13 protein-coding genes and 1 pseudogene are annotated in these 11,613 nt (G+C 67.2%); 13 read left to right on the forward strand and 1 reads right to left on the reverse strand.

The window, feature by feature from the left end; all coding sequences use genetic code 11:
* Positions 1–34: 34 nt before the first annotated feature.
* Genes pdxH through ftsY form a run of 4 tightly spaced genes read left to right on the forward strand, consistent with a single transcriptional unit; the run spans position 35 to position 3,194 of the window.
* Positions 35–622, forward strand: coding sequence for a pyridoxamine 5'-phosphate oxidase (gene pdxH / locus GJ693_RS00925; RefSeq protein ID WP_156254455.1), 588 nt, complete (start codon positions 35–37; stop codon positions 620–622).
* Between the two features lie 13 nt (positions 623–635).
* Positions 636–1,469, forward strand: a complete 834-nt coding sequence (locus tag GJ693_RS00930) for a PhzF family phenazine biosynthesis protein (RefSeq protein WP_156254456.1) — start codon at positions 636–638, stop codon at positions 1,467–1,469.
* A gap of 10 nt (positions 1,470–1,479) precedes the next feature.
* Positions 1,480–2,283 carry a diaminopimelate epimerase gene (gene dapF, locus GJ693_RS00935; RefSeq protein ID WP_156254457.1) on the forward strand — a complete coding sequence of 268 codons (804 nt, stop codon included), beginning with the start codon at positions 1,480–1,482 and terminating at the stop codon, positions 2,281–2,283.
* The gene (gene ftsY, locus GJ693_RS00940; RefSeq protein WP_156254458.1) at positions 2,280–3,194 is read left to right on the forward strand and encodes a signal recognition particle-docking protein FtsY; all 915 of its coding nucleotides are present in this window, start codon (positions 2,280–2,282) and stop codon (positions 3,192–3,194) included. The genes dapF and ftsY overlap by 4 nt, the downstream gene beginning before the upstream one ends.
* Positions 3,195–3,198: 4 nt before the next feature.
* Here the strand turns inward: ftsY and GJ693_RS00945 are convergent, their stop codons facing one another.
* A complete protein-coding gene (locus GJ693_RS00945; RefSeq protein WP_197041855.1) occupies positions 3,199–5,481 on the reverse strand; it encodes a putative bifunctional diguanylate cyclase/phosphodiesterase in 2,283 nt (760 codons plus the stop codon).
* A gap of 296 nt (positions 5,482–5,777) precedes the next feature.
* Between GJ693_RS00945 and ffh the strand changes: the two genes are divergently transcribed.
* From ffh to GJ693_RS00990, 9 genes and pseudogenes are all read left to right on the forward strand, one after another.
* Positions 5,778–7,268, forward strand: coding sequence for a signal recognition particle protein (gene ffh, locus GJ693_RS00950; protein ID WP_156254460.1), 1,491 nt, complete (start codon positions 5,778–5,780; stop codon positions 7,266–7,268).
* A 35-nt stretch (positions 7,269–7,303) separates the two neighbouring features.
* A complete protein-coding gene (gene rpsP / locus GJ693_RS00955; RefSeq protein ID WP_156254461.1) occupies positions 7,304–7,831 on the forward strand; it encodes a 30S ribosomal protein S16 in 528 nt (175 codons plus the stop codon).
* A gap of 12 nt (positions 7,832–7,843) precedes the next feature.
* The gene (gene rimM, locus GJ693_RS00960) at positions 7,844–8,332 is read left to right on the forward strand and encodes a ribosome maturation factor RimM (protein ID WP_156254462.1); all 489 of its coding nucleotides are present in this window, start codon (positions 7,844–7,846) and stop codon (positions 8,330–8,332) included.
* Positions 8,329–9,060, forward strand: a complete 732-nt coding sequence (trmD, locus tag GJ693_RS00965; protein ID WP_156254463.1) for a tRNA (guanosine(37)-N1)-methyltransferase TrmD — start codon at positions 8,329–8,331, stop codon at positions 9,058–9,060. Before rimM ends, trmD begins: the two co-directional genes overlap by 4 nt.
* Before the next feature lies 1 nt (position 9,061).
* Positions 9,062–9,436, forward strand: a complete 375-nt coding sequence (gene rplS / locus GJ693_RS00970) for a 50S ribosomal protein L19 (protein WP_156254464.1) — start codon at positions 9,062–9,064, stop codon at positions 9,434–9,436.
* A gap of 93 nt (positions 9,437–9,529) precedes the next feature.
* On the forward strand, positions 9,530–9,976 hold the full coding sequence (locus tag GJ693_RS00975; RefSeq protein ID WP_156254465.1) for a YbgC/FadM family acyl-CoA thioesterase: 447 nt from the start codon (positions 9,530–9,532) through the stop codon (positions 9,974–9,976).
* On the forward strand, positions 9,973–10,686 hold the full coding sequence (gene tolQ / locus GJ693_RS00980) for a protein TolQ (protein ID WP_197041856.1): 714 nt from the start codon (positions 9,973–9,975) through the stop codon (positions 10,684–10,686). The genes GJ693_RS00975 and tolQ overlap by 4 nt, the downstream gene beginning before the upstream one ends.
* The gene (gene tolR, locus GJ693_RS00985) at positions 10,686–11,120 is read left to right on the forward strand and encodes a protein TolR (protein WP_197041857.1); all 435 of its coding nucleotides are present in this window, start codon (positions 10,686–10,688) and stop codon (positions 11,118–11,120) included. The genes tolQ and tolR overlap by 1 nt, the downstream gene beginning before the upstream one ends.
* A pseudogene (locus GJ693_RS00990) lies at positions 11,117–11,613 on the forward strand (hypothetical protein); the annotation flags it as partial. The gene tolR and the pseudogene GJ693_RS00990, both read left to right, overlap by 4 nt.

Raw genomic sequence — 11,613 nt, forward strand, 5'->3', positions numbered from 1 at the left:
TGACAGGGCGCAGCCGGGCGGCTAACCACCCGGCATGAGCCTGTTGCCCCACCCTGCCCCATTCACCCGCTTTGGCGACTGGTTTGCAGCGGCACAAGCTGCAGAACCCAACGACCCCAATGCGATGGCGCTGGCAACCGCAACGCCGGAGGCCGCGCCCAGCTTGCGCGTCGTGTTGTTGAAGGCGTGGGATGAACGCGGCTTTGTGTTCTACACCAATCTCGACAGCCAGAAGGGCCGCGAGATCGCCGCCAACGCCCGCGTGCATCTGAACTTCCACTGGAAATCGCTGCAGCGCCAGGTCCGCATTGGCGGCCACGCCGAACTGGTGAGTGATGCGGAGGCCGACGCTTATTTCGCCACCCGCCCGCGCGAGAGCCAGCTGGGCGCCTGGGCCAGCCTGCAAAGCCAACCCCTGCCCGATCGCGCCACCTTCGACGCCCGCATCGCCGGGTTTGCGGCGCAATTTCCGGATGTCGTGCCGCGCCCGCCGCGCTGGAGCGGCTGGCGAGTGGTGCCTGAGCGCATCGAGTTTTGGCAGGCGCGCGATGGCCGCTGGCATGAACGCGAGGTTTATTGGCGCGAGGCAGATGGCTGGCGCTTCGGGCTGGTCTACCCTTGAGGATTTGGCCCTGATGCGCCTCTCGTTCCAACAGGTCGATGCCTTTGCCGACGGCGCCTTCACCGGCAATCCAGCGGCGGTGATGTTCCTGCCCGGCTGGTTGCCGGACAGGGTGCTGCAGGGCGTCGCGGCGGACAATAATCTGTCCGAAACCGCCTTCCTGGTGCCGCACGACGGGCCAGAGGCCGACTTCCAGTTACGCTGGTTCACGCCCTTGCTGGAAGTGGCGCTGTGCGGTCACGCCACGCTGGCCAGCGGCCATGTCGTGCTGGATGCGTTGCCCGATCTGGCCAATGTGCGCTTTCTCACCACTCAAGCCGGCGTGCTGAGCGTGGCGCGCGATGGCGACCGGCTGGCAATGCGGTTGCCAGCCTGGCCGGCGGATCGGCCAGTAACGGAGGCGGAAGCAGACGCGGTGGCTGCCGCGCTGGGCGCACGACCGGTGGAAGTGTGGGCCCGAAGCCGTGATTATCTGGTGGCGGTGTTCGACTCCCCTGACGAGGTGCGCGGCCTGCAACCGGATCATGCCGCCATCCTGGGACTGGCCCCAGGCATCGACCTGATGCTGATCGCCACGGCGCCGGGTGAGGCGACTGACGTGCTGTCCCGCGTGTTCGTACCGGCCTGCGGCGTCAATGAAGACCCGGTCACCGGCAGCGCCCATGCGGTGATCGCGCCCTTCTGGGCGGCACGCTTTGGCCGGCCGAATTTCACAGCGGTTCAGGCCAGCGCGCGCGGCGGGCGGCTCGATTGCCGGGTCGAAGGCGACAGCGTCATCCTCACCGGCAAGGCCCGCACTGTTATCCGCGGCGAGTATGACTTGCCGGATGCCGCCTTGAACGGCTAACGCCGGGGGCATGACGCGGTTCATCAAGATGCACGGGCTGGGAAATGATTTCCTGGTTCTGGACGCGCGCACACAGCCGATTGTGCTGACGACGAACCAGGTGCGGGCACTGGCCAATCGCCACACCGGCATAGGGTTCGACCAGCTGATCCTGATTGAGCCGAGCATCTCCGCCGACGTGCGCCTGCGCTTCTGGAACAGCGACGGCGGCGAGGTGGCCGCCTGTGGCAATGGCAGCCGGGCGGCGGCCACCCTGCTCGGCGGACAACTTCGCATCGAAACCGCCGGCGGCCGTCTCGACAGCGTCGCCAAGGCCGGCGGCGCCGAAGTGGACATGGGCGCGCCGCGCTGGGATTGGGATGCGGTGCCGCTGGCCTATCCGATGGACACGCGCTCGCTCCCGCTGGCCTGGGGTGATCTGGAGCATCCCGTGGCACTGTCGGTCGGCAATCCCCATGCGGTGTTCTTCGTGCCCGATGCGGCTGCCGTGGCGCTGGAGCAGATTGGCCCAACCATCGAGAACGACCCGGTTTTCCCGGAACGGGTGAATGTCGGCATTGCCCAGGTCACAGCGCGCGATCACCTGATCCTGCGCGTGTGGGAACGCGGTGCCGGTGCGACCCTGGCCTGTGGAACGGGCGCGGTGGCAGCCGTGGCGGCGGCGCAGCGGCGCGGGCTGGTGGATGATGTCGTTGGCGTGTCCCTGCCCGGTGGTGATCTGGTCATCAGCCGCCGTACTGATGGTCATCTGTTGCTGGCCGGCCCCGCCGTCATCGCCTTTACCGGCGACGTTGATCTGGAGCGTTACGCATGAGCTGGATGGCGCGACTGAAGCAGGGGCTCGCGAAGTCGACCAAGCGCCTGGCGGATAACATCACGGGCCTCGCCACAGGCACCCAACCGCTGGATGAAGCCCGGCTTGATGAGATCGAGGATGCGCTGATCGCGGCCGATCTCGGCCCGGCCGTGGCAGGCCGAATTCGTGCCCGGCTGGCCACCCAGAAGTTCACCAGCTACGCCGACGATGGCGATATCCGCGCCGTGGTGGCCGACGAAGTGGAAAAAGTGCTGACGCCGGTGGCACTCCCGCTGGAGCTCACCCATCGCCCCCATGTGGTGTTGGTTGTGGGTGTCAACGGCAGCGGCAAGACAACCACGATCGCCAAACTGGCCAGCCAATGGCAAGCCGGCGGCAAATCGGTGATGCTGGCTGCTGGCGACACGTTTCGGGCCGCCGCCATTGCCCAGCTGAAGATCTGGGCCGAGCGGGTGGGCGTGCCGATCGTTGCCGGCGACCAGGGCGGCGATGCCGCCAGCCTGGCCTTTGACGCCGTCAAGCGCGCCATGGACGAGGGCATCGACGTGTTGATCATCGACACCGCCGGTCGCCTGCAGAACAAGGCTGGCCTGATGGACGAACTGGCCAAGATGAAGCGGGTGATCGGCAAGCTCGATCCGTCGGCGCCGCACGATGTGCTGCTGGTCCTGGATGCCACCACCGGCCAGAACGCGCTCAGCCAGATCGAGGTGTTTGGCCAGGTCGCCGGTGTCACCGGGCTGGTGATGACCAAGCTTGATGGCTCGGCGCGCGGCGGCATGCTGGTCGCGGCGGCCGAGAAATTCGGGCTGCCCATCCACGCCATCGGCGTTGGCGAGGGCATGGACGATCTGCAGCCGTTCGATGCGGGTGAGTTCGCCCGTGCGCTGGCTGGCGTGGAGGGCTGACGGCCTAACTTGCTGCCCGCAAGCGCAGCCCGGCCCGGGCTGCCGCCTCGGCCGAGGCAATGGCATCGGCGATGCGCTCGGCCGCCACCGGTGGAGACAGTGCAAAGCCCTGCACACGGTGAATGCCGGCCGATCGCGCCAGATCGAGCTCGGCCTGGCTTTCAACGCCTTCGGCCACCAGCATCAGCCCCATCGAATGGCCCAGGTTGGCTGCCACGCGGAAGATGTCGGCAGCCGCCGGCTGGTCGGGCGCGCCGGCCAGCAGAGAACCGGAGATCTTCAGCGCGTTGATCGGCAGGCGCCGCAGCCGCTCCAGCGAGGAGAAGCCCGCACCGAAATCATCCATGGCCACGCCGACGCCCAGCGACACCAGCTGCTCCAGATTGGCAAGGCAGGCGCTTTCGTCAGTCATCAGCGCGGTTTCGGTGACTTCCAGCGCCAGGCGGCTCGGCGGCAGACCGGCGCGGTTCAATTCGGTCATCACCTCATCGACCAGGCCTGGCTGGCGCAGATCGAGCACGGAGGCATTGAGCCACAGGTTCATCGGCCGGCCGAGGCCCGCCACCACCGGCGCCGCCTGGCTCAGCACGAGTCGGCGCAGCTTGCCAACCAGGCCGCGGGCTTCGGCAACGGCGACCAGCTCATCCGGCGAAATGGCTTCCCCGCTGTCGGGCCGCCAGCGGGCCAGCGCCTCCAGGGCGATGGCACGCCCGGTGTTGAGATCGATCAGCGGCTGATAGGCGACATCGATGGCGCCGGCCCGCAAGGCCGAGCGCACACGCGACTCAACCCCCGCAACGCGCGCCGATTTCTGTTTCAACTCCGTGGTGAACAGGCAGATGTGGCTGCCCGGCTGCGCCTTGGCTGCCAGCAGGGCCAGATCGGCTGAGCGCAGCAGTTCCTCGCCGATGGTGCCATCTTCGGGTGCCAGCGCGATGCCGATGGCGGCGCCCACCTGCACCTCGGCTTCGCCGAACAACGCGGGCTGATCAATGGTGTCGATCAGGCGGCGGGCGAGGCGGTGGGCGCCGGCGGCATCGTCGCCATCGGCCAGCACGGCAAATTCATCGCCGCCAAGACGCGCGGCAAACAGGCCCTGATCGGCAGTGCGTAGCCGGAAACCGATGCGCGTGATCACCCGGTCCCCGATGGCATGGCCGTGACGATCATTGACCTGCTTGAAGCCATCCAGATCGACCAGCAGCAGCGAGAAGCGATCGCCACGGGCCAGGCGCTGGTCGAGCGCTTCCACGAACGCGCGGCGATTGGGCAGGCCGGTGATCGGGCAACGGCGGATCTCGCGGTTCAACTCGGCAATGGCATGGCGCTCGCCGGTGCTGTCGCGCATGACGCTGACCCAGCCTGATCCCGGGATCGGGTGGCATTCCATGTCGATCATGCGATCGTCGTTCAGATGCATCACCGCATTGAACGGCTGCCGCGCCGCCACCAGCATGGCGGCATGACCCAGGAATTCCTCGCGATCGGTGGCGGCCTTCTGCAGATTGGGCGCCTTGGCCAGCAACTCGGAAAACGCCGGCGGATTGCGCGGGTCAATCGGCTCCACGCCGAGCATCGTCAGCGCCGTGCCGTTGATCACCAGCACCCGCAGATCATTGTCGAGAATGGCGACAGCCTGGCCCAGGTGCTGCAGGGCGGCGTCAAGGCGGCGGCGCTCGGCGCCCTGGGCTTCGCGGGTCACCAGCAATTCGGTGCGCGCGGCATAGGCCCGGTGCGCCATCGCCACGCAAAGCGTGCCATAAACGAACACGCCGCAACCCGCCGCAACGCCCCAGGGCAGCGGCCAGAACAGCGCCAGCGAGATGCCGAGCGGCAGGCTGATGGTGATGAACTGCACCACGGCCAGCAGCGGCCGCCCCGGCCCCGTGCCATTGGCAGCACCCAGCGTGGCCAGCGCCACCATGGCCAGCACGGCTTCGGCCAGGAACGGCTCGTTGCGGGCCAGCACGGAGGCGACAATGCCGCCCAGTCCGATCGAGATGATGATGGTGCCCAGCACATAGCGGGCTTCCAGTTCCTCGAGCTGCTCCTCATCCGCGCCGTCGCGCACCGCCCGGCAGGCGAAGATGACGAACAGGAAGCCGGCCAGCGCCAGGCCGGCGAAGAACAGGGCCGCCAGGCTCTTGGCGGCAACGGCGATGGCAATGCAGGTGAACGCCGCGACCGGGCCGGCGAGCGCGAAGGAGAGGAAATAATTGCCGAGGTCGCGTGTCAGCTCCGCCTGCAGGTTGGGCGGCAGGGCCGGGCCGATCAGCAACACGGTCATCCGCTGGACCCAGTTGCCGCGCCGGGGGGACGCAGGATGACTTCGCGCTTCGATCATTTGCCTTGTCGTCTTATCACGACCCCTTTCGACTGGATAGCGCCACACTGGCGTGGCAATTTCTGACCTGCTTGACCCACCTGCTGCATGCGCCTATGGAAGCCGCCGGCCTCCGGGAGGAGGCTTTTGCGTCCGAGGATGCACGCCGGCCAGCGAGTTTTCGCCCGCCGGCGCGCTGCCATATGGAGGCAAACGGGTTTTTTATCCGTAAACGCAGGTGAAAAAAGGCACTTTGGGCATTGTTTGACAGTCTCTCCGAACGCCTTGGCGGCATATTCGAGCGGTTGCGCGGCCGGGGCGCGCTGACCGAAATCGACGTGCGCGCCGCCATGCGCGAAGTGCGCGTGGCGCTGCTGGAAGCCGATGTCGCCCTGCCCGTCGTCAAGGATTTCATCGAGAACGCCACCCAGCGCGCCATCGGTGCCGAGGTCATCAAGTCGGTCACGCCCGGCCAGCAGGTCGTCAAGATCGTCAATGATTGCCTGGTGGAGCTGCTGGGCGGCGATGACGAGCCGGCGCCGCTGAAGATTGCCGTCACCCCGCCCGCCGTCATCATGATGGTGGGTCTGCAAGGCTCGGGCAAAACGACCAGCACCGCCAAGCTGGCGAGCTGGCTGGCCACGCGTGAGCGCAAGAAGACGCTGATGGCCAGCCTGGACGTCGCCCGCCCGGCCGCCCAGGAACAGCTGCGCGTGCTGGGCGAGCAGCTCGAGATTGCCACCCTGCCGATCATCGCCGGCCAGACGCCGGTGCAGATTGCCGAGCGCGCCCGCCAGGCCGCCCGCCTGCAGGGCTTTGACGTGGTGCTGCTCGATACCGCCGGCCGCCTGGGCGTGGATGAAGCGCTGATGGCCGAGATGGCCGCCATCGCCAGCGCCACCAATCCCGATGAAATCCTGCTGGTGGTGGACAGCCTGACCGGCCAGGACGCGGTGAATGTTGCCAGCGCCTTCAAGGAACGCGTGGCGCTGACCGGCGTGATCCTGACGCGGATGGATGGCGATGCCCGCGGCGGTGCGGCGCTTTCCATGCGCAGCGTCACAGGCGCGCCGATCCGCTTTGCCGGTACCGGCGAAAAGCTGGATGCGCTTGAACTGTTCGACGCCCGCCGCGTCGCCGGCCGCATCCTCGGCATGGGCGACATCGTTGGCCTGGTGGAAAAGGCCGCAGCCAATTTCGAAGCCGAACAGGCCGAGAAGATGGCGGAGAAGCTGGCCAAGGGCCAGTTCGACATGGACGATTTGCGCATGCAGCTCGGCCAGATGAAGAAGATGGGCGGGCTGTCGGGCCTGGCGGCGATGATGCCGGGCATGGGCGCCGCCAAGAAGGCCATGGATTCCGGCGCAATTGCGCCCAAGCTGCTCGACCGCATGGAAGCGATCATCCTGTCGATGACGCCGAAGGAGCGCGCCAAGCCGGAAATCCTCACCGCCAAGCGCAAGATCCGCATTGCCAACGGCTCCGGCACCACCGTGCAGGATGTCAACAAGGTGCTGAAGATGCACCAGGAGATGGCCAATGCCATGAAGCGCCTGAAGAAGATGGGCGGCATGAAGGGCATGATGAAGATGCTGGCTGGCATGGGCGGAATGCCCGGCGGGCCGGAAGGCGGCGCACCGGGCGGAGAAGGCCCCGGCGGCGCCATCGATTTGGGGGCAGTGGGCCGCATGTTCGGTCGCCCCGGCATGGGCAGCCTGCCGCCCGGCTTCAACAAGTTTGGCAGAAAATAACCACAATCACTGAAAATCACTGAAGGAAAGTTCAAATGGCTATTTCGATCCGTCTCGCCCGTGGTGGCATGAAGAAGCGTCCGTTCTACCGCATCGTCGTCTCCGACAGCCGCAGCCCGCGCGACGGCAAGTTCCTGGAGAAGCTGGGCACTTACAACCCGCTGCTGCCCAAGGATTCGGCCGAGCGCGTGAAGCTGGACACGACACGCGCTGCCTATTGGCTGGGCGTGGGTGCGCAACCGACCGACCGCGTCGCCCGCTTCCTGGATGCCGCTGGCCTGCGCACCCGCGCTGCCAAGAACAACCCGAACAAGGGTGAGCCGGGCGCCAAGGCCAAGGAACGCCTGGAAATGGCCGCCCAGAAGGCTGCCGAAGCCGCTGAAGCGGCCGCTGCCGCTGAAGCTGAAGCTGCTGAAGCGGCCGCTGCCGCCGCCGAAGCCGCTGCTGCGCCGGTTGCAGAAGCCCCGGCCGAGGAAGCCCCTGCTGCTGAAGCGCCCGTTGAAGCTGCCGCTGACGAAGCGCCTGCTGCCGAAGCCGCTGCTGACGGCGAAACTGCCGAATAAGGCGCTCGGGCAATGGCGGCCGACATGATCGTGCTGGCCGCGATTGCCGGCGCCCATGGCATCAAGGGCGAGGTGCGGCTGAAGCTGTTCACCGACGACCCGCAATCCCTGGCCCGTCACGCCCGCTTCGATGCGGGCGGGCGGGCCTTGATCTTGGCGGCCGTCCGCCCCGACAAGCCCGGCACGGCCATCGCCCGCTTCGAAGGCGTGACCGATCGCAACGTCGCCGAAACCCTTCGCGGCCTCACCCTCGCCGTGCCCCGCACCGCGCTGCCGCCGCTGGCCGATGGCGAATATTATGTCGCCGATTATCTCGGCCGCACGGTGGTGGACGAGACCGGTGTCGCTGTTGGCACAGTCAGGGCAATCGAGAATTTCGGCGCGTCAGACATCCTCGATATCGCGCTGGCGAAGGGCGGCACTGTGATGGTGCCCTTCATTGCCGACGTGGTGCGTGAGGAGCCAGACCGCCTGATTGTCGATCGGGCCTGGCTGCAATGAGCTGGCGGGCAACGATCCTCACCCTTTACCCCGAGATGTTCCCCGGCCACTTGGGCCAGAGCATCGCCGGCCGCGCGCTTGCCGATGGCATCTGGGCCTGCAACGCCGTCAACATCCGCGATTTTGCGAGCGACAAGCATCGCACCGTTGATGACACGCCGGCCGGTGGCGGGCCGGGCATGGTGCTGAAGGCCGATGTGCTGAGCGCCGCCATCGATGCGGTGGCGGATGGCCGCCCGGTGCTGGCGATGACGCCGCGTGGGCGACCCCTCACCCAGGCCCGGGTGCGCGAACTTGCGGCCGGCCCCGGCGCCATTATCCTGTGCGGCCGTTTCGAGGGCTTTGACGAGCGCATCTTCCAGCGCCGCGCCATCGAGGAAGTGTCGATCGGCGATTATGTCCTGTCCGGCGGCGAGGTCGCGGCGCTGGTGGTGATGGATGCTTGCGTGCGGCTGCTGCCCGGTGTAATGGGCGCCGCTTCCAGCGGAGTAGAGGAAAGCCACGAAAGCGGCCTCCTTGAACATCCGCACTACACCAGGCCCCCCGAATGGGAAGGCCTGGCGATCCCCGAAGCGTTGCGATCGGGGGATCACGCACGCATCGCCGCCTGGCGACGCGCGCGGTCCGAAACGGACACACGGTCACGGCGGCCGGATCTGTGGGATCATCATGGGGATGATCGGGTCCATCCGCCCTCTGGCGCGCGACAACAGAAGAAAGAGGAATGAGATGAATCTCATCCAGCAGATCGAAGCCGAGCAGATTGCCAAGCTCACCGAAAAGCGCAGCATCCCGCAGTTCCGCGCCGGCGACACGCTGCGCGTTGGCGTGCGCGTTGTTGAAGGCGAGCGCACCCGCGTGCAGAACTACGAAGGCGTGTGCATCGCGCGTTCGAACCGGGGCATCAACTCGTCGTTCACCGTGCGCAAGATCAGCTTTGGCGAAGGCGTGGAGCGCGTGTTCCCGCTGTACAGCCCGTCGATCGAAGCCATCGAAGTGGTGCGCCGCGGTGTCGTGCGCCGCGCCAAGCTCTATTATCTGCGTGGCCGCAGCGGCAAGAGCGCCCGCATCGTCGAAAAGCGCGACGCGCGTCCGACGGAATAATCCCCATCGACATTCGCGAAAGGGCGCCAGTGGCACTGCTGCTGGCGCCCTTTTTCATTGCGCGTTCAGCCCTTGGCCTCCTATCTGGCCCTCATGTCCCCCCTTCCCCCTTCTGGCGTGATCGACGGCGGCATCCACCGCCTGCCCGCGCGTGTCTATTTTGAAGACACCGACACGGCGGGCATCATGTATCACGCCAAATATCTGCATTTCCTGGAACGCGGCCGCACCGAGTTCCTGCGCGTCGCCGGCATCGATCACGGCGCCGCCGTGAAGGCCGGTGATGGCGCCTATGCCGTGACGGAAATGCAGATCAAGTGGCTGCGCCCGGCCCGGCTGGATGACGTGCTGACCATCGAGACGCGGCTGATAAGCGTGCGCGCGGCTGCCTGCCAGATCGAACAGCGCATCACCCGCGCTGGTGAGCCGTTGGCGCAGGCCACGCTGATTGCCGCCTATCTTGATCCCGCCGGCCGCCCGCGCCGGCAACCGCGCGACTGGATGGCGCGCTTCCACGTACTTCTTGCACAGGAATCATGATGCAGACCGACATTGCGCTCAAGGCCGCTGCCGATCTCTCGCCCTTCGCCCTGTTCCTGCAGGCCGATATCGTCGTGAAGGCGGTGATGGCCGGCCTGCTGCTGGCCAGCGTGTGGAGCTGGGCAATCATCCTCGAACGCTCGCGCCGCCTCTCCCGCCTCAACGGCGAGGCCGCCAAGTTCGAGGACTGGTTCTGGAAGGCCAAGGACCTCGACAGCCTTTACGAACCTGCGTCGCGCGCCGATCACCCCTCGGCCCGCGCCTTCCTGGCTGGCATGAACGAATGGCGGCGCAGCCTGGCTGGCAAGCCGGGCCGCAGCATCGACCGCGAGGGCCTGCGTGGGCGCCTGGCCAGCGCCATCAATGTCGCCATCGGCCGCGACATCGATGAATTGTCGGACCGGCTGAACGCGCTCGCCACCATCGGTTCAGTGGCGCCGTTCGTCGGCCTGTTCGGCACGGTGTGGGGCATCATGCGCAGCTTTGCCGGCATCGCCGCCAGCCAGAACACCACGCTGGCCGTGGTTGCGCCGGGCATCGCCGAAGCGCTGTTCGCCACCGCCATCGGGCTGTTTGCCGCCATCCCCGCCGTCATCGGCTACAACCGCCTCCTCCACCGCGTGAACCGCCTCGAGGCGCGGCTCAACGCCTTTTCGGAGGAATATCTCAACCTGCTCTCCCGCCAACTTGATGGCATGGACAGCCAGTAATGGGCATGGGCGCGCCACGCAGAGGAAAGGGCCGCCAGCCCATGGCGGAGATCAACGTCACGCCGCTCGTAGACGTGATGCTGGTGCTGCTGATCATCTTCATGGTCACCGCGCCGCTGCTCGTCGCCGGCGTGCCGGTCGATCTGCCCGACGCCAAGGCGAAAAGCCTGCCGCAGGACCAGGCGCCGATCCAGATCAGCCTCAACGCCGCCGGCGAGCTGTTCGTTGACCGCATGGCCATTGCGCCGGCCGCCCTGCCCGCCAAGCTCGCCGCCCTGCGCGAAGCCCGCAGCGATGAAGCGCGTGTGTATGTGCGCGCCGATCGCGGCCTCGATTATGGCCGCGTGATGCAGGTGGTTGGCGAGGTGAACGGCGCTGGCTTCAAGAAGGTGGCGCTGGTCACCGATGGCCAGGCAACGCCCAGGGCCCAATGACCCGCGCCGAACGCCTCAGCATTGCCGGCGCTGCCACCGCGCATATCGTGCTGCTGGCCGCGCTCAGCCTTGCCTGGCAGAACAACCAGAAGATGCTGGCCGCCCCCACCGACGCGGTGCCGGTGGAAATCGTCGACATCGCAGACGCGCCGCGCACGCCCGAGCCGCCCAAACCCTCGATGGAAGCCGCACCGCAGGAGGCTGCCGCGGCTGCGCCCGAAGCCGAGGCCGCACCCGAACCCGAGCCGGTGCGGCCCGACGCGGTGCCGCCGCCCGAACCCACAAAGCCCACGCCACCAAAGCCCAAGGCCGCGACGCCGACCAAGGCGCCGCCCTCCCCGCTCGACACCTCGTCACTGGCCAGCCTCATCGACAAGTCGCTGCCCAAGGCGACCAAGAAGCCGCTCGACACCTCCAAACTGGCCAAGGAATTGAACGCCGCCGCGCCGGCGCGCGCCACCGTCGATCCGCGCGCCGCCGCCACGCTCGCCCA

The organism is Sandarakinorhabdus oryzae, from assembly GCF_009733735.1.
GTDB classification, from domain to species: Bacteria; Pseudomonadota; Alphaproteobacteria; order Sphingomonadales; family Sphingomonadaceae; genus Sandarakinorhabdus; species Sandarakinorhabdus oryzae.